The 17,781-nt window shown below is 64.8% G+C and carries 18 protein-coding genes; 12 read left to right on the forward strand and 6 right to left on the reverse strand.

Annotated elements, in window-relative coordinates; genetic code table 11:
* Positions 1-129: 129 nt before the first annotated feature.
* From QW861_RS22395 to QW861_RS22430, 8 genes are all read left to right on the forward strand, one after another.
* Complete coding sequence (locus QW861_RS22395) at positions 130-789, forward strand: TetR family transcriptional regulator (RefSeq protein WP_315825930.1); 660 nt, start codon at positions 130-132, stop codon at positions 787-789.
* 82 nt (positions 790-871) lie between these two features.
* Complete coding sequence (locus tag QW861_RS22400) at positions 872-1,630, forward strand: SDR family NAD(P)-dependent oxidoreductase (protein ID WP_315825931.1); 759 nt, start codon at positions 872-874, stop codon at positions 1,628-1,630.
* A 154-nt stretch (positions 1,631-1,784) separates the two neighbouring features.
* A complete protein-coding gene (locus tag QW861_RS22405; protein WP_316167344.1) occupies positions 1,785-2,591 on the forward strand; it encodes an enoyl-CoA hydratase/isomerase family protein in 807 nt (268 codons plus the stop codon).
* A 41-nt stretch (positions 2,592-2,632) separates the two neighbouring features.
* Complete coding sequence (locus QW861_RS22410; protein ID WP_316172693.1) at positions 2,633-4,501, forward strand: AMP-binding protein; 1,869 nt, start codon at positions 2,633-2,635, stop codon at positions 4,499-4,501.
* 135 nt (positions 4,502-4,636) lie between these two features.
* On the forward strand, positions 4,637-5,764 hold the full coding sequence (locus tag QW861_RS22415) for an acyl-CoA dehydrogenase family protein (protein ID WP_315825934.1): 1,128 nt from the start codon (positions 4,637-4,639) through the stop codon (positions 5,762-5,764).
* Between the two features lie 156 nt (positions 5,765-5,920).
* Positions 5,921-7,165, forward strand: coding sequence for an acyl-CoA dehydrogenase (locus QW861_RS22420; RefSeq protein WP_315825935.1), 1,245 nt, complete (start codon positions 5,921-5,923; stop codon positions 7,163-7,165).
* Positions 7,166-7,288: 123 nt separating this feature from the next.
* A complete protein-coding gene (locus QW861_RS22425) occupies positions 7,289-8,536 on the forward strand; it encodes an acyl-CoA dehydrogenase (RefSeq protein WP_316167346.1) in 1,248 nt (415 codons plus the stop codon).
* Positions 8,537-8,710: 174 nt separating this feature from the next.
* The gene (locus tag QW861_RS22430; RefSeq protein WP_316172756.1) at positions 8,711-9,358 is read left to right on the forward strand and encodes a nitroreductase; all 648 of its coding nucleotides are present in this window, start codon (positions 8,711-8,713) and stop codon (positions 9,356-9,358) included.
* 632 nt (positions 9,359-9,990) lie between these two features.
* Here the strand turns inward: QW861_RS22430 and QW861_RS22435 are convergent.
* From QW861_RS22435 to QW861_RS22450, 4 genes are all read right to left on the reverse strand, one after another.
* Positions 9,991-10,674, reverse strand: coding sequence for an acyl-homoserine-lactone synthase (locus QW861_RS22435; RefSeq protein ID WP_315713741.1), 684 nt, complete (start codon positions 10,672-10,674; stop codon positions 9,991-9,993).
* 82 nt (positions 10,675-10,756) lie between these two features.
* A complete protein-coding gene (locus QW861_RS22440) occupies positions 10,757-11,491 on the reverse strand; it encodes a LuxR family transcriptional regulator (protein WP_315713742.1) in 735 nt (244 codons plus the stop codon).
* A gap of 157 nt (positions 11,492-11,648) precedes the next feature.
* Positions 11,649-12,443, reverse strand: coding sequence for an enoyl-CoA hydratase/isomerase family protein (locus tag QW861_RS22445; protein WP_316193496.1), 795 nt, complete (start codon positions 12,441-12,443; stop codon positions 11,649-11,651).
* Positions 12,440-13,552, reverse strand: a complete 1,113-nt coding sequence (locus tag QW861_RS22450) for a cyclic nucleotide-gated ion channel (protein ID WP_315713744.1) — start codon at positions 13,550-13,552, stop codon at positions 12,440-12,442. The genes QW861_RS22445 and QW861_RS22450 overlap by 4 nt, the downstream gene beginning before the upstream one ends.
* 294 nt (positions 13,553-13,846) lie before the next feature.
* Between QW861_RS22450 and QW861_RS22455 the strand changes: the two genes are divergently transcribed.
* The 4 genes from QW861_RS22455 (at position 13,847) to QW861_RS22470 (ending at position 16,609) form a co-directional block, all read left to right on the forward strand.
* Complete coding sequence (locus tag QW861_RS22455) at positions 13,847-14,515, forward strand: cyclic nucleotide-binding domain-containing protein (protein ID WP_315713745.1); 669 nt, start codon at positions 13,847-13,849, stop codon at positions 14,513-14,515.
* Between the two features lie 20 nt (positions 14,516-14,535).
* Positions 14,536-15,417, forward strand: a complete 882-nt coding sequence (locus tag QW861_RS22460; protein ID WP_315713746.1) for a DUF6537 domain-containing protein — start codon at positions 14,536-14,538, stop codon at positions 15,415-15,417.
* A gap of 307 nt (positions 15,418-15,724) precedes the next feature.
* Positions 15,725-16,075, forward strand: a complete 351-nt coding sequence (locus QW861_RS22465) for a DUF3307 domain-containing protein (protein WP_315714361.1) — start codon at positions 15,725-15,727, stop codon at positions 16,073-16,075.
* A 141-nt stretch (positions 16,076-16,216) separates the two neighbouring features.
* Positions 16,217-16,609, forward strand: coding sequence for a hypothetical protein (locus QW861_RS22470; protein WP_315714362.1), 393 nt, complete (start codon positions 16,217-16,219; stop codon positions 16,607-16,609).
* A 23-nt stretch (positions 16,610-16,632) separates the two neighbouring features.
* On the opposite strand, the gene QW861_RS22475 is transcribed toward QW861_RS22470, so the two are convergent.
* Both QW861_RS22475 and QW861_RS22480 read right to left on the reverse strand, forming a co-directional pair.
* Entirely contained in the window at positions 16,633-16,953 is a 321-nt protein-coding gene (locus QW861_RS22475) for a YkgJ family cysteine cluster protein (RefSeq protein ID WP_315713747.1), read from the reverse strand.
* Positions 16,946-17,644 carry a YafY family protein gene (locus QW861_RS22480; RefSeq protein WP_315713748.1) on the reverse strand — a complete coding sequence of 233 codons (699 nt, stop codon included), beginning with the start codon at positions 17,642-17,644 and terminating at the stop codon, positions 16,946-16,948. The genes QW861_RS22475 and QW861_RS22480 overlap by 8 nt, the downstream gene beginning before the upstream one ends.
* Positions 17,645-17,781: the final 137 nt, after the last annotated feature.

The raw sequence follows: 17,781 nt of genomic DNA on the forward strand, positions 1-17,781 counted from the left end.
TCCCTAGACTTGGTGTTCGTGATTGGCGGCGATTTAAATGCCCGATCGAGCGTTAGTCAATCGATCAATTAACTCTTGAGATCAACTCCGGCTTCGGCTTATCTGCCTCGATCAAGCGCGAGACATGTCTTGGGACCTCAGCTTCACAACAGCGTGCCAGAGAAACTTCCCGCGGGGCGGAATGCGACGGCGGAGAAGCTGCTGGACGCCGCCAGCGAGCTGATGATCGCGAGGTCCTCGATCGAAATCTCGCTCAGCGACATCGCGCAGAAGTCCGGCTCTAATGCAGCGCTGGTGAAATATCATTTCGGCAACAAGGACGGCCTGCTGCTGGCGCTGCTCGCCCGCGACGCGGCGACCGAGGTGGCCAATCTCGAATATCTCCTGGCGCAGCCGCTGCCGCCGACGGCGAAGCTGAAGCTGCACATCAGCGGCATCATCCGCGCCTATCACCGGTTTCCCTACATGAACCGGCTGATCCATTATCTGCTGCATGAGAGCAGCGCGGAGGCGGCCGACGAAGTGTCGAAGTTCTTCGTGGCGCCGCTGCTCGATTTCCATCGCCGGCTCATCGAGGAGGGCGTCGCCAGGGGCGAGTTTCGCGCCGTCGATCCGGTGCTGTTCTACACCAGCCTGATCGGCGCCTGCGATCACCTGTTCTTCGGCCGCCACGCGATGTCGCGCGCGATCGGCGTCGGCCCGGTCACCGATGATGTCTGCCGTCAGTACATCGCCCATATGGAGGCGCTGATCTGCGGTGGAATATTGAAACGGGCGAGTGGCGAATAGGGAGTCGCGAATGGGGGAAGCCTCTATTCGCTACTCCCTATTCGCTATTCGCAAGCAAAAACGTCTAGGGAGGAAACCTGACATGCAGTTGAACAACGTTGCCGTTCTCATCACCGGCGGTGGCTCGGGTCTCGGCGCAGCTACGGCGCGCGCCATGGCGGCCAAGGGGGCCAAGGTGGCCGTGCTCGATCAGAGCCTGGAAAACGCCGAGAAGATCGCCGCCGAGATCAAGGGCGTCGCGCTGCATGCCGACGTCACCAATGAGGATCAGGTCAAGGCCGGCCTCGCCAAGGCCGAGGCGGCCCACGGCATCGCCCGCGTGCTGGTGAATTGCGCCGGCATCGGCGGCTCGCAGCGCATCGTCGGCAAGGACGGCGTCTATCCGCTCGCCAAGTTCGCGCGCATCATCAACGTCAACCTGATCGGCACCTTCAACGTGCTGCGGCTGTTTGCCGAGCGCCTCGTCACCGCCGAGCCGGTCGGCGAGGAGCGTGGCGTCATCATCAACACCGCCAGCGTCGCGGCCTATGAAGGCCAGATCGGCCAGATCGCCTATTCGGCCTCGAAGGGCGGCGTCGTCGGCCTGACCCTGCCCGCTGCGCGCGATCTCGCCAGCCAGAAAATCCGCGTCAACACCATCGCGCCCGGCCTGTTCCTGACACCGCTGCTGATGGGACTGAACGAAGAAGCGCGCAAGAGCCTGGGCGCCCAGGTGCCGCATCCGGCCCGGCTCGGCGACGCCTCCGAGTACGGTAACCTCGCCGTCCACATCGTCGAGAACCCGATGCTGAACGGCGAAACCATCCGCCTCGACGGCGCCATCCGCATGGCCCCGCGCTGACGGCAACCTCCGCCGTCGTCCCCGCGAACGCGGGGACCCATACTCCGCGGCGTCTGTGATAGGCAGACTGGCAGACGCCGCACTCTTACCAATCAAGCCGGTGGCTATGGATCCCGGCGTTCGCCGGGATGACACTGAGGGTGGAGCGCGCGCCATGTCCCAACCGCTGCTGATCGAACACGACAATGGCGTCGACCGGGTGACGCTCAATCGCCCGGAGAGCCTGAACGCGCTCGACCCGGCGCTGATCGACGCGCTCAACACTTATTTCGAAAGCCTGCAGCGCAATCGCACCACGCGAGTCGTCGTGCTCAAGGGTGCCGGCAAGAACTTCTGCGCGGGGCTCGATCTGAAGGCCGCGATGCAGCGGCGCGGCGGCGTCAATGAGCCGCCCAGCGTGACCGAGTCGCTGGACTCGCAGCGCCGCATCGCCGACATCGTGATGCTGATGCGGCGTTGCCCGCAGCCGATCATTGCGCTGGTGCAGGGCGCAGCCGCCGGCGGCGGCTTTGCGTTGGCGCTCGCGGCCGATATCCGCATCGCCAGCCGCTCGGCGCGGATGAACTGTGCCTTCATCAAGCTTGGCTTAGGGGGCTGCGACATCGGCACCAGCTATTTCCTGCCGCGCCTCGTCGGCGTCTCCGTCGCATCGGAGCTGATCCTCACCGGCCGCTTCATCGGAGCCGAGCGCGCGCTCATGGTCGGGCTGGTGTCGGAAATCGTCGAGGACGATATGCTCGAGGGCGCGGCTGCGCCCTTCGTCGATGCGATGATGACGGCCTCGCCGGTCGGACTTCGACTCTCAAAGGAATGTCTCAACATGAGCGTCGATGCGTCGTCGATCGAAGCCGTCATCGCGATGGAAGATCGCAACCAGGTGCTGTGCAGCCGCTCGGAGGATTTCAAGGAGGGCATTCAAGCCTTCCTCGAGAAGCGCAAGCCGGTCTATACCAACCGCTAGATATCAAGATCCGCAAAGGACGATATTTCGGGAGACGCAAAATGGACGGGACGGCAGCGAAGGTGTTGGAGAAGCCGGCATTCCGCAAGGTCAACTGGCTGGCGCGCGACATCGATATCGAGAGACGCGGTGACGGCGTCATCGTCATCAAATCGCGCATTCCGCTGCAGGCCTATGAGCCGCATTTGGCGGCGCCGCTCGCCCGCTGGGCTAAGGAGGCGCCGACGCGGACCTGGCTCGCGCAACGCAGCGGAGCCGAGCGGCAATGGCGCAAGCTGTCCTATGCCGAGGCCAAGCGCACCGTCGATGGGCTGACGCAGGGCCTGCTCGATTTGAAGCTGGACGGCCGCCCCGTCGCCATCCTCTCCGGCAATTCGATCGAGCATGCGCTCATCACCATGGCCGCGATGCAGGCCCGTTCGCCGGCCGCTCCGGTGTCGCCGGCCTATTCCCTGATGAGCCACGATCATCTCAAGCTCAAATATCTGTTCGGCCTCGTGAAGCCGGGCGTGGTCATGGTGCAGGACGGCCCGACCTTCGAGAAGGCGCTCAAGGCGCTCGATCTCGACGGCGTCACCGTCGTTCATGTCGCGCGTCCGTGCGAGGGCATTGCGAGCATCAGCTTCGCTGATCTCGCCGCGACGCCGGTCACCGGCGCGGTCGACGCGTCGATTGCGCAGATCACACCGGACACGGTCGGCAAGCTCCTGTTCACCTCCGGCTCGACCGGCATGCCCAAGGCGGTCATCAACACCCAGCGCATGATGTGCGCCAATGCAGCGATGATGATGCAGACGCGGCCGCGCGGGCCTGATGCGCCGATCTCGACGGTGCTCGACTGGATGCCATGGAATCACACCATGGGCGGCAATGCGCTGTTCAATCCGCTCTTGATCGAGGGCGGCACGCTCTACATCGACGACGGCCGGCCGATGCCCGGCATGTTCGACGAGACCATCCGGAACCTGCGCGAGGTGTCGCCGACCTATTACGCCAATGTGCCCGCCGGCTATGCGGCGCTGGCGGCGGCGATGGAGAAGGACGATGCGCTGTGCCGCTCCTTCTTCAAGGATCTGGGCATCATGGCCTATGGCGGCGCGCGGCTGCCGGACGATCTGTACGAGCGGATGCAGGCGCTGGCGGTCAAGACCACCGGCGAGCGCATCGTGTTCTACACCGGATGGGGCTCGACCGAGACGGCGCCGACCTCGACCGGCACCTATTGGAACACGGAGCGGGTCGGGCTCATCGGCCTGCCGTTCCCCGGCGTCGAGCTGAAGATGGTGCCGACCGGCGACAAATACGAGCTGCGCCTGCGCGGCATCAACGTGATGCCCGGCTATTTCGGCCAGCCCGAGCTGACGAAGAAGGCGTTCGACGAGGAAGGGTTCTACTGCATCGGCGATGCCGGCGTGTTCGTCGATCCCAATGACCCGGCGCAAGGCATCATCTTCGCCGGCCGCGTGGTCGAGGATTTCAAGCTCACGACAGGCACCTTCGTCCATGTCGGCTCGCTTCGCACCGATGCGATCGCAGCCGCAACGCCGGCGATCCACGATGCACTGGTGACCGGGCAGGACCGCGAATATGTCGGTCTCCTGGCCTGGCCCAATCTGCACGCCTGCCGCCAGTTGGTCGGCGATCCCAACGCGACGTTCGAGGACGTGGTGAAGCATCCGGCCGTCATCGACTGCGTCCGCCGTGGTCTCGAAGCCCATAATAAAGAGTGCGAGGGCGCGACCAGCCGGCGCATCGGCCGCGCCATGCTGATGGTCGAGCCGCCCTCGATCGACGGCCATGAGCTGACCGACAAGGGCTACATCAACCAGCGCGCCGGTCTCGAACGCCGTGCCGCGCTGGTCGAGCGGCTCTACGCGGCCGAGCCCGACAGCGACGTGATCGTGCTGTGACGACGCATTTTGAAACCGTCATTCCGGGGCACTCGCGAAGCGAGTGAACCCGGAATCCAGAGATAAATCAGATCGAGATTCCGGGTTCGATGCTGCGCATCGCCCCGGAATGACGATCAGGAAGCAGGTGAGGCCATGAACTTCGATTTCTCCGACGACCAGAAGCAGTTGCGGGACCAGGCGCGGAAATTCCTCGCCGAGAAGTGTCCGCCCAAGGCGGTGCGTGTCGTGCTCGATGGCAAGGAGCCGTATGACCGAGCGCTGTGGAAAGGCTTCGCCGAGATGGGCTTCCTCGGCGTCGCCATTCCTGAGGAGTACGGCGGCGCGGGCGCCGGTCATCTCGAGCTCTGCGTGATCGCCGAAGAGGTCGGCCGCGCGCTGGCGCCGGTGCCGTTCTCGTCGACCGTGTATCTTGCCGCGGAGGCCCTGATGCTGGCCGGCAGCGATGCGCAGAAGCAGGCCTGGCTGCCGAAGATCGCCAATGGCGAGGCGATCGGCACCTTGGCGTTGTTCGAGGGCACCGGCAATCCGTCGCCCAAAGCGATCAAGTGTGAGGCCGCCAACGGCGTGCTCAACGGCACCAAGAAGCCGGTCGCCGACGGCGCCATCGCCGATCTCATCATCGTTGCCGCGCGTACCGGCTCGACCGGCCGCGACGGCGACATCTCGCTGTTCCTGGTCGACCCCAAGGCGGGCGGCGTCGAAGCCAAGGCGCTGACCAATCTCGATCCGACGCGCGGCCAGGCCGAGCTCACCTTCAAGAACTGCAAGGCGGAGCCGCTCGGCGCCGCCGGCGAGGGTTGGAGCATCATCACCCAGGTGCTCGATCGCGCCGCGGTGCTGACGGCGTTCGAGCAGGTTGGCGGCTCCGACCGCGCGCTGGAGATGGGCCGCGACTACGCGCTCGACCGGATCGCCTTTGGCCGTCCGATCGGCTCGTTCCAGGCGGTCAAGCACATGCTGGCCGACATGTACGTCTCGGCGACCTTGGCGCGCTCCAACTCCTATTATGGCGCCTGGGCGCTCTCGACCAATGCGCCGGAATTGCCGGAGGCCGCGGCCTCAGCGCGCATCAGCGCGACGCAAGCCTTTCAACACTGCGCCAAGAACAACATCCAGGTCCATGGCGGCATGGGCTTCACCTGGGAGTTCGACTGTCACATGTACTACCGACGCGCCAACGCGCTCGCGCTCGGCCTCGGCAGCCTCTCTTACTGGGAAGACCAACTGATCGACCGCATGCGCAAGCGCAATGCGGCGTGACCCAAGCCCGTCATTCCGGGGCGCTCGCGCGCGACAAAATGACCATGCCATTTTGCGCGGAGTGAGCGAACCCGGAATCTCGAGATGACTCACCTCTGGATTCCGGATCGACCCGCGTTGCGGGTCGTCCGGAATGACGATCTGAAAGGAATTCTCATGAACTTCGATGACACTCCGCAGGAGGCCGCGTTTCGCGCCGAGGCGCGCGCGTGGATCGCCGCCAATGCGCCGAAGCAGTACGAGGACGAACTGCGCGCGTCCTCGCTTGGCCGCACCGCGCTGAAGAACGCCAGCATTCTCGACGTCGCCAAGGCCTGGCAGAAGAAGAAGGCCGAGGCCGGCTGGGCCTGCTTGCACTGGCCAAAGGAATATGGCGGTCGCGGGTCCTCACCCATCGAGCGCGTGATCTGGCAGCAGGAGGAGGGGCCCTACGGCAAGCTGTCCGGCATGTTCATCATCGGCCACGGCATGTGCGGCCCGACGATGATGGCCTATGCCTCCGAGCAGCATAAGAGAGAGTATCTGCCGCCGCTGGCCTCGGGCGAGAAGGTGTGGTGCCAGCTGTTCTCCGAGCCGGCCGGTGGCTCCGACGTCGCCGGCCTGCGCACCCGCGCCGAGAAGCGCGGCGACGACTGGGTGATCAACGGCCAGAAGATCTGGACCTCGGGCGCGCATTATTCCGACTACGGCATCCTGCTGACGCGTACCGATCCGACGGTGCCGAAGCACAAGGGCCTCACCATGTTCTTCCTGGACATGAAGAGCCCGGGTGTCGAGGTCCGGCCGATCAAGCAGGCGAGCGGGCACTCGGATTTCAACGAGGTCTATTTCACTGACGTCGTGATCCCGGACTCGCAGCGTCTCGGCGCGGTCAATGACGGCTGGAACGTCGCGCTCACCACCTTGATGAACGAACGCATGTCGATCGGCGCCGGCGTCGCCACCGGCTTCCCGGAGCTGTTCGACTTCTGCTCCAACCTGATGCTGGACGATCGTCCCGCGATCGAGGACCGCAACGTGCGCTCGAAGCTCGCGAGTTGGGCGGTGAAGGCGAGCGGGCTGAAATACACCAGCATCCGCGCCATCTCGGCGCTGTCGAAGGGCGAGCGGCCGGGACCTGAGAACTCGATCGGTAAACTGGTCGCAGGACCGATGATCCAGGACGTCGCGACCTACGCGCTCGACCTGCAGGGCGCCGCCGGCGTGCTCAGCGGTCCCGAGGCCGAGCTCGCCGGAAAATTCCAGGCGATGCTGCTGCGCGCGCCCGGCACCCGCGTCGAAGGCGGCACCGACGAGATCATGCGCAACATCATCGCGGAGCGCGTGCTGGGTCTTCCTGGCGACATCCGCGTCGACAAGGACCTGCCGTTCAACCAGGTTCCGACCAAGGGACGAAGCTAACAAGTGCAGTCGTAGGGCGGGTTAGCGCAGCGTAACCCGCCGCTAGCTCGTACAACGCTGATCAAGTGGCGGGTTACGCCTTCGGCCAACCCCCGCCCTACGCATATCAAGTGAGGGTCAGGCATGAACTTTGACGACACCCCGCAGGAAGCCGCTTTTCGCGACACCGCGCGCGCTTGGATCGCGGCCAACGCGCCGAGGGAGCTGGAGGAGGAGCTCGCGAGCTCCTCGCTCGGCCGCATCCGGCTCAAGCACGCCGACATCGTCGAGGTCGGCAAGGCCTGGCAGAAGAAGAAATCCGATGCCGGCTGGGCCTGCCTGCACTGGCCGAAGGAGTATGGCGGCCGCGGCGCGACGCCGATCGAGCGGGTGATCTGGCAGCAGGAGGAGGGCGTCTATGGCAAGCTGACGCAGCCGTTCCAGATCGGCGAGGGCATGTGCGGCCCGACCGTGATGGCCTATGGCAGCGAAGAGCACAAGCGGCGCTATCTGCCGAAGCTCGCTTCCGGCGAGGAGATCTGGTGCCAGCTGTTCTCCGAGCCCGCCGGCGGCTCCGATGTCGCTGGCCTGCGCACCCGCGCCGAGAAGCGCGGCGACGACTGGCTCATCAACGGCCAGAAGATCTGGACGTCGGGGGCGCACTACTCGGATTACGGCCTGCTGATCACGCGCACCGATCCCAATGTGCCCAAGCACAAGGGCCTGACGATGTTCTTCCTGGACATGAAGAGCCCGGGCGTCGAGGTCCGCCCGATCAAGCAGGCCAACGGTATGCAGGAGTTCAACGAGGTCTATTTCACCGACGTCGTGATCCCGGACTCGCAGCGCCTTGGCGCGGTCGGCGACGGCTGGAACGTGTCGCTGACCACCTTGATGAACGAGCGCATGTCGATCGGCGCGCGGCTCGCCACCGGCTTCCCGGAGATGTTCGAGTTCTGCGCCAATCTGATGACCGAGAGCGGACTCGCCATCGACGATCGCGCCACGCGCTCGAAACTGGCGTCGTGGGCGGTCAAGGCCAGCGGGCTGAAATACACGAGCTACCGCGCGATCTCGGCGCTGTCCAAGGGCGAGCGGCCCGGACCTGAGAATTCCATCGGCAAGCTGGTCGCCGGCGTCATGCTGCAGGATATCGCAACCTACGCGATGGATCTCGAAGGCGGCGCTGGCGTGCTGACCGGCGCGGACGAGACGGTGACGCAGGGCCAGTTTCAGCAGATGCTGCTGACCTCGCCCTCGATGCGCATCGCCGGCGGCACCGACGAGATCTTGCGCAACATCATCGCCGAGCGCGTGCTCGGTCTGCCCGGTGACATCCGGGTCGACAAGGACGTGCCGTTCAACAAGGTGCCGACCAAGGGGCGCAGCTGATCCGACGGCATCACGACGGCCGTCTTCCGGGGGCGGTCGCTGTGGCGACCGGTCCGGAAAGACGGGGGGTGGAGGGCGAGCACAAAGCGAGCGTCGCCGGTCGTACGGAAGGTTGTCATGTCATCTGCGGCGCCAAAGTCAGAGCAGGATCCCATCACCATTCTCGAAGAGCTGATGGCCGCGCGCTTCTCCTGCCGCAGGTTCCGGCCCGAGCCCGTGCCGCGCGCGACCATCGAGCGCATCCTGACGGCGGCGCAAAAAACTGCGTCCTGGTGCAACAGCCAGCCGTGGCGTGTCGAGATCACCTCTGGTGCGGCGACCGAGGCTTTCCGGAAGGTGATGTATGCGGCGGCCTCCAGCGGCAAGGCGGCGTCGGGCGACTTTCCTTTCCCGCGCGAATACACCGGCGTTTATCTGGAACGGCGGCGCGAGAGCGGTTTCCAGCTCTACAACGCGCTCGACATCCCGCGCGGCGACAAGGCGGGTTATGCCCGGCAGGCGCTGGAGAACTACAATTTCTTCGGCGCGCCGCATGTGGCGGTCATCCACAGCGACGAGGCGCTCGGCACCTATGGCGCGATCGATTGCGGCGGCTACGTCACGAGCTTCATGCTGGCGGCGCAGGCGCTCGGCATTGCCACCGTGCCGCAGGCGGCGCTCGCGTTTCACTCCGACGTGGTGCGGCAGCACTTCGGGCTTGGCGCCGACCGCAAGGTGGTCTGCGGCATCTCGTTCGGTTGTCCCGATCTCGGTGACAAGGCCAACTCCTACCGCACCAGCCGCGCCACGGTCGCCGAAACGGTCCGCTTTCACGACGAATGACTTCCCGTCCGTCGGTCGCACGCGCGTATTTGTTGCCGGCGGAGTTCCGTTATCCGGGACTCCGGAGGGGCGAGACGCCCCACGAGTCCATTTTTGTAAACCGAGTTTGCTGAACAGGGAGCAGCTCCGGCGGCGGCGCCATGATTTTGCCGAGGTGTCGTCCACGTTCGGCGAGCGCGTTTCGGCAACGATGCTCGTGCTCTCCTGTCCGACCTTCACATCGAAAGCCGCCCTGAAATCAACAGTTTGTGTCTGCGATGCACCAGTCGAGACGCGCCGCTGCAGGACCGGACGTGTTGCGAGAGTCGGTGCAGGAGCGCTAATGGCTGCTGTTGGTCGAATTGGGCGCGCACTTTTCCTTCAGCTCGTGGGCTTCAAGCAATGATATTGACAAAATTCTCTCTAACATTTTGAGTTGCATCGCCCGAGCGTCAACGATGCAAAATTGCAGACGCTCGATGATCTTCTCGATTGAAGGTTCAGTCACGGCTCAAAACCTGAAGTGTCAGCGATGGATTCCATGAACACGCCGTCCAACCTTTATGCCCTCGAGGTGGACGAGGCGACGCTCCTTGGTCACCGCCTCTTGAAGGCTTTCCATAAGCTCAGGCTGAAGCGGCACAGGGAACAGATCATTGCGCTGGCTGAGCGGCTGGTGGAAGATGAAGAAAGATATCCGGCAGGGCCTGGCGGCTGACGTCTTCGAGCCCCTGCCACGTGAGGGTTGGCCGCGTCAGGCCGATCTGCTCGCAGAGTGACTTCCATGTCGTTTCGTCGCAGTCGACGAGCACGGCCATCACCGACATCCCGTCCATCATGTGAGGTACGCCGAGCGGCCGCGCCTTCCAGCCGCACTTCTCGAACCGCGGCAGCCACCAGGTTTCGAGCACGATCGAAAAGCCGGTCAACCCGATCGAGATGCCGTACTCCATGATTGCGGTGAGCAGCAGCATGTCGATCCGCGGGCCGGCATGCTCGCCGCGGCGCTCCGGGATCACGAAGATGCGCGACAGTTCGTAGACGTCGGGGCGCTGGATCGGGCCGCGCAGATTCAGATACGGGAAGATGTCGCTCATCAGCGTCGGCAACTGCGTCGGCACCGCGCGCATCGAGCCGATCAACTGGCCGTTGTCGATGCAGAACAGATAGACCGAATCCTCGGTGTCGAACTGATCGATCTCGCGCCCGTCGGGACGATCGAGTGCCATCCACTTGCGTTGCTTGACGTAGATCTCGTGGCGCAGCCGGTAATACGGATCGAAATATTTCTCGTACAGAGCGCGATTATCTTTTCGAACGACATGAATCTCAGGCATCGAAACCCCCGGTCGTCTGAATCAAATTGGGGTTTGCAGATTGCCGATGCGCTCGAATTGATCCAGTGGGAGAAACGACAGATCAGATCGAGATCTCGCCGTTGACAAGAGCGGTCGCAACCGTCGCCGTCTTGTTCTTGGTTGCTAGCTTGCGCTGTGCTTCTTCCAGATGCCACCGGACGTTGCGTTCGGAGACACCGAGGATGCGCGCCGTCTCCCACGCGGTCTTGCCGCGCGCCGCCCAGCCCAGCACCTCGGCCTCGATTCGCGACAGGCGTCGGCTCTGGTTGCTCGCGGCGGAGCGCGCCAGTGCGCGAAGCCTGCTGTGCGTGAAGATGCTGATCAGGTGCAGCGCGCCCCGCGCATCGGGAGCGAGATTCGGATTTTCGCCTGCAATGCTGACGGCGCCCACGGCATCGTCGTAGTGGATGGGAACGCAGAAGCCTTCGTTCAATCGGAAGTCCTTCGCGCGCGTCATCACCTCGTGCGCGCCGGGCTCGTCCTCGCGGTCATAGGGAGCCTCCGACCACGCAAATGGATTCAATGTCGAGATGCAGTGCCGCGGAATCGGATCGCAGCGGTGAAACTGCTCGCGCGCATACATGTCGAACCATTCCCGCGGCCAGCCGTTGGCGAGAATGGTTTGCTGCAGCGATTGGCCCGAGGTCGGCACGCCGGCCATGATGTAGGCGTGAAAGCCCAGGTTGCTGATCATCTTCTCGAACTGGGAGAGCACGCTCGCGCTGGTCTTCGACGCTTCGATCGCATCGACGTACTCCAGAGCTCGTCGTCCCCAATACGCGTCCATCACTTGCATGTGAAAGTCTCCGCCCGTGGTTCAAGCTAGCCACGGACAAAAGGCTGTCAACCGCAAATTGGAGATTCAGGTCGATAGTTCGTTGAGCGTGTGTCAGAACACCGGCTGGATACAGACGTTTGCATGCAAAATTTATCAGTTCGGGGCGCGGCTGCGCTCAGAATTTCGGCGTTCTCTTCTCTGCAAACGATTTCATGCCTTCCTGGATTTCGGCGCCGCTCATGCTGTCCCGATGCCTGCGACGAGCCGCCGCATCGTCGAGGGCTCCGCGTGCAAACTCGTTGATGGCGCGCTTCATGCCGCGCATGGCCTGCGGGGCGTTGCCGGCCAGAATGGCCGCCAGCCGGTCGACCTCCGCGTCGAGCGCATCGGCCGTCGCCACGCCGGTGAGATAGCCGATGCGCAGCATCTCGGCCGCGTCGATCTTCTCCGCCGTCAGGAACAGACGCTTGGCATTGTCGATACCAAGGCGGGACACGTAGCGCTTGATGCCATTCGGGTAGTAGTGCAGCCCGAGCCGCGCTGCTGGCATGAACATCTCGCTGGTATCGACCCCGATCCGGAAATCGCAGGCCAGCGCCAGATCGGTCGAGCCGCCATAGACCCCGCCGTTGAGCCGGCAGATCGTCGGCAGCGCGAGGTCCTCCAGCCGGTCGACGACCTCCTCGAATGCCGGGCTGGAAGCCTCGGCCGTATCCGCCGGCGTTGCGCCGATGGCGCCAAGGTCGAAGCCGGCGCTGAACGCCCGCCCGGTGCCGGTCAGGACCAGCACGCGCAAGGCGGCGTTGGCCTCGACCCGGTCGAACAGCGCCAGCAGCTCGCCGAGATCCTCCGGCTGGAGCCGGTTGAGATGCTGCGGACGATTGAGCCGAATGGTGGCGCGTGCGCCGTCGATGGTCAGGAGCGGCATGCTCGGTGCGTCATCGGCCTGGGTGGTCCGTCCTGTCGTCATGTCCTGTTCTCCATGGTTCGGCGCCTGGCCTCGGCATCGATGCTCTGCGCCAGATCGGGGTGGCGTGCCATCAGCACGCGGAAATCGACGAGGTCGAGGACCAGCAGCTTCGACAGTCCGGTCGTGCTGATGTCGGCCGAACGCAGGTTGTTCCCGAGCAGCGCCATCTCGCCGAAGAACGCGCCCTCGCCGAGCCGGACCTTCTTGCCGGGAAGGTCGACCTCGACCTCGCCGGCGGCGATGAAATACATGCAGTCCCCCGGCTCGCCCTTGCGGATCACGGTGGCGCGCGGCGGCAGGTCGATGGTGCGCAGCATCTGCGCGACGTCGGCGATCGTGGCGGGCCCGAGGCTGGCGAAGAACGGTACCCTGCTGACCGATTCCCAGGTCTTCAGAAAGTTGTCGCGCCGGGTTTCCGCGGCGAAGCCGGTCGCCAGGATGCCGGTCCATAGGCCGAACACGCCGAGGCCGGAGATCATCACCGTGGCGGCAACCACCCGCCCGAGCGGCGTGATCGGCACCACGTCGCCATAGCCCGTGGTGGTGAGGGTCACGACGGCCCACCATAGCGCGGAGGGGATGGTGCCGAAGGTGGCCGGCTGCTCGTCATGTTCGAGCGCGTATTCGGCGACCGATCCGAGAAACAGCACCAGCAGGAACAGCACCAGCACCGACAGCAGCGGGCGTGCTTCGACCACGAGCACCCGGCGGAGCTGGCGCAGGCCAGGCACGCCGGGGATCACCTTGAGCACCCAGATGACCGCCAGCAGCCACGCGGCGCGCGACTCCATGCCCGAGACCAGCGCAACCGGCACGGCGAGGGCGGAGAGCGTGTCCAGCAGTCCCCGGCCCGACATCAGGTAGGTGGCGGCGCGATGCGCCCGCACCGCCTGCTGAACCCGAGCGGCCCATTCGACGACGAAAAAGACAAGGCATCCCCACAGCAGGGCGATGATCCAGCGCCCCCCGGCCTCGTAGGCGGGGTCCATCGTCAACAACACCATGGCGCTCATGCCGAGCGCCACGGCCACATAGGCCGCTCTGGTCATGTTGCGTCCGGTCAGCGCGGTGACGAATGCCGCCAGGGCAGGGTGCTGCGGTTTGGTCATTGCGGGCGGGCGTCAGTCGCTGATCTCAGAGCCGCAGGAGATCGCGGCGGCGTCAAGGTGCCCCGATCGGGGGAATCCCGTCAACGATGCGGGTGGATCGGTTTTGCAGCGTCATCCGGCAGGTCCAACCGTTCTACTTCGACCGGGGAATTTTTCCGTACCGGCTCAAATACCGGTTCAAACGTCGTCTGTTCGCCGTATATCAGAGGTCGGCATGGACACGCTAAATTAGGCAAAAGGAGGCTCGGAACCGAGCGTCCGCCCTCCTGCGTCCCAAGAGTCTGGTTGATCCCGATGGATACCTCACACCTGGTCGAACATGCGGGCGCCGCCGGCAGCCTCTTCGCCTCGATCTTCGTGGTCGCCACGCTGTCGATGCGGACGATGATTCCGCTGCGGGTATTCGCCATCCTCACCAATATCGTCCTGATCGCGACCGCGGTGCCGATGCACAACTACCCGGTCCTGATCCTGCACGGGGTGCTGCTGCCGCTCAACAGCTACCGGCTCCACCAGATGCTGCAGCTGGTCCGCGACGTGAAGCAGTCGGTCAACAGCGACCTCTCCATGGAATGGCTGAAGCCGTTCATGACCGAGCGCAAATGCGGTCCAGGCGAGGTGCTGTTCTACAAGGACGAGAAGGCCGACAGCATGTACTACATCGTCAGCGGCCGCTTCCGCCTGGTCGAATCCGGTATCGAGCTGCCGGTCGGTGCGATCGTCGGCGAGTTCGGCATGATCTCGCCGTCCAATACGCGCACGCAGACGCTGGAATGCGTCGAGGGCGGTCTGATCCTGTCGGTCTCCTACGACCAGGTCGAGCAGCTCTACGTCCAGAACCCCGCCTTCGCCTTCTACTTCCTGCGCCTCGCCAGCGCCCGGCTGTTCCAGAACATCGAAACGCTCGAGCGGCGGCTGGCGCAACAGACCACCGCGCCGGCGCCCGTCGCCAAGCCGGCGTGATCCGGGGAGCCTGAAGCCCAGTGGAAAGCGTCCGGTCCTCGCTGCGATATCTGTTCGCCGACGTCATCGGCGTCGACGATGGCGAGCCGCCTTTTCTGCCTCAGGGCCTTCCTGACGCCGCCGTGCCGGCGGTGAGCGATGGCATCCATCTGCTGATGGAGTATCAGGGCGCGAGCTACGCGCAGCTCTATGTCGATCGCATCAAGCGGTTCGTGCGCAGATCGAACGTCGATGCCGGCATGCTGTCTCAGATCGCGCAGCTGCTGGCTGCCCGCATGGCCTACGAGGATCCGATCCGGATCGCCCAGCTCAGATTGATCAGCCTCGACATGGGGAAGCGGCCGGAGGGACGCGAGAGCGACGACGTCAGGAGGTTTCGCCTCGACGAGCTGATCGGTGCGCTGCCGCAAGCCGTGGCGGAATCGTTGCTGGCAGCCTTCGAGCAGATCGGCTGGTTAGGTCGGCGCCGGGTCAAGGTCCGCTTTTCGGTCCGATCGCGGTTGGCCATTCGCCGCCTCAAGCTGATGGCCGGCCTGCGGCGCTGGCGGCTGCAGTCGGTGCGCTATGGCGAGGAGCGCGCCTGGGCCGAGCGGTGGCTGCACATGATCGCGCGCGCGCTGGACAAGCAGCCTGCGGCGGCGCCCGCCGTGATCGCGACGGCGACCATGATCCAGGGGCAGGGCGACGGCTACCGGCAGGGTCTCGCTGATTGGCATGCCATCATCGATGGCCTGGCCAAGCCCACCTTCGATGGCGTCCTGCCGATCTCGGATCTCGCCTCCGCCATCGCCGAGGCGCGCGCCGTTGCGCTGGCAGAGCCGGGACAGGGGGCGCTGAAGCGGACCATCGCGCAGATCCGGGCGAGGGCGCTCTCAGTGCCGAAGACCAACGCCGCGGAATGACGCCGCCGCTGCGACGGTTGCCGCCGGATGCGCCGCGCGGCGTGGGTAACCTTACCCCCGGCGGGATTGCCGCGAAGGGTAGCAAGGTGCGATTTGAAGTTCCCTTTCGCGTGCAATTCGCTACCGGAGATGTCATAAGCGTCGCATACGCGTCGAATTGGCCGGGTATTCTCATCAGATTGCGCTGAACGCCTCCAGTTCCCCGTGCGTCCAAGGTTGGTTCCAAGGGTTAGTCGTAGCGAGAGCGTCAGCTTTGTCTTTTCCCTCTTTGTCGTCGCAGGTTCCGGTTGGTGCGCTGGTCGGCTGGATGCTGCTGCTGACCTTCAAGCACATCATTGGCGACTTCGTGCTGCAGAACGCCTGGATGGCCTATGGCAAGGACCAGCGGAAGGGCTGGGCGCTGCCGCTGTTGGTGCACTGCCTGATCCATCTCGCCGTCGCCATGGTCCTGATCTTGATCGTCGCGCCAAGATTCTGGTTCGTCGCCGTGATCGACTTCGCCATTCACATCACGATCGATCGCATCAAGGGCATCTGCTCGTCGCGGTTCGGCATGAACACCGAGCACCCCTGGTTCTGGACCTTGATCGGCGTCGACCAGGCGCTGCATCACCTCACCGGATTCGGGCTCTCGATCTTCATGGCCGCAAATGGCTGAGCGTTCGGCCACGGTGCGTCGCGGCGAAGCCGCACCGACCGCGGCAGTCCCGTGTCAAGCCGGGGGTGGGACGACCGTTCGGTTTGGTTAACCGGTCATTAGCGATTCGCGCTGCATCGTCGCGTCATGGCAATCAAACCGATGCTTCAAAGCCGCGATGCGTTCGACAGCGATTCGTGCCCGGTCGGCGACGAGCTTCTCGGTGAACTCTACCGTGCCGACGCCAACGGGCTACCCGCGCTGGTCGAGAGCGTCTCCGCCGATGTGAGGGCCATGCTGGCGCTATTCTGTTACCGGCGCACGCATCTTCACCCGCTGGCGCTTGCGATTGCATCCACGTGCAGCGAGCAGGTCCTGTCGCAGTTCGGTGGCCGGGTCGGATCGGCGCTGTATGCGCAGTCCCGCGGCGGTCGGGCGGGTCCGGCCGGCGCGACCTCGAGCCGCAAGCCGATCTCGCTGTCGACCAAGCCACTCTCGGTGATGAAGCCGTTCGAGGACGATCTCGACGACAGCCCCGAGCCGGTCACGGCCTGACTCCCCGTCTTCCTTGCCTCTGCTCAGGCGAGCACGGGCAGCCCGAACTTGCGCCGGGCCATCGCACATTCGGCGTCACCCGGCATGCAAATGCGGCACACCTCGGGGCGGATCGCGTAGATCCGGCACGCCACGGCGCGCGCGATCTCGCCATCGAGCGCACAGCAGCGGTTGCCGTCGCAGCGCATGCCCGACAGCCGCTCGTTGACCAGCTCGGCCGGGATCAGGTCGAGCGCGGCATCCTCCTCGATCGTGAAGCGCGGCCAATTCGACGAATAGGCGCAGCACGCGCCGCAGCTCTGACAGGGGCTGCTGTCAGTCTCGCCAGACATCGGTTCAGACATCCTTGGGAACCTCCCACACCAGGCTGCGCCGCCATTTGGCGCGCAGCGCCTCGCGCCTTTCGGGATATTTATCGTCGAGATAATCCGCCTCGACGACACGGTCGGTCCTGAAGCTGCGGAAGTCGCGGCGCAGCTCGCACCAGGCGGCGAGGATGCGCACCGCGTCATGATAGCCGATCGCGATCGGCCAGATCACGCGCTCGCTGTCGCGGCCCTGCTCGTCGCGATAGCGCAGCCTGATCTTGCGTCCCTCGTGGATCTGCGAGCGCGTGCGCGACATGTCGATGCGGTCCGGCTCGCGCATCCACGGCCGCGGCGCGCGGCTCGCCGGTTCCAGCACGAATGGCCGCAGCCGCTCCGGCACGGTGTCGGCGATCTTGGCCATCAGGTCCTCCGCCGCGCGCGCCAGCACCGGGTCGGCGTTGACCGCGACCCATTGCGCGCCAAGCACCGCCGCCTCGATCTCGTCCGGCGTCAGCATCAAGGGCGGCAGATCGAAACCTTTCTCCAGGATGTAGCCCATGCCGGCCTCGCCGCGGATCGGCACGCGCTGGCCGATCAGGGTGGCGATGTCGCGATAGATCGTGCGCTTCGAGGTCTCGAGCTCGGCCGCGATCGCATCCGCCGTCAATGGGCGGCGCGTGCGTCTCAGCACCTGGATGATCTGGAATAGCCGGTCGGCGCGTCTCATGGTGTGTCCTGCATGGGCGAGCACCCCCGCCGATGCTGACAGGATGCTGGCAGCAGCCTGTCCTTATACCGGGCCAACAACGAGATTGAAGGGGTGATGTCGATGATGATGTTTTATGGCCTTGGCCTTGCCACCAC

The organism is Bradyrhizobium sp. SZCCHNRI1029, from assembly GCF_032487555.1.
In the GTDB taxonomy this organism is placed as follows: domain Bacteria; phylum Pseudomonadota; class Alphaproteobacteria; order Rhizobiales; family Xanthobacteraceae; genus Bradyrhizobium.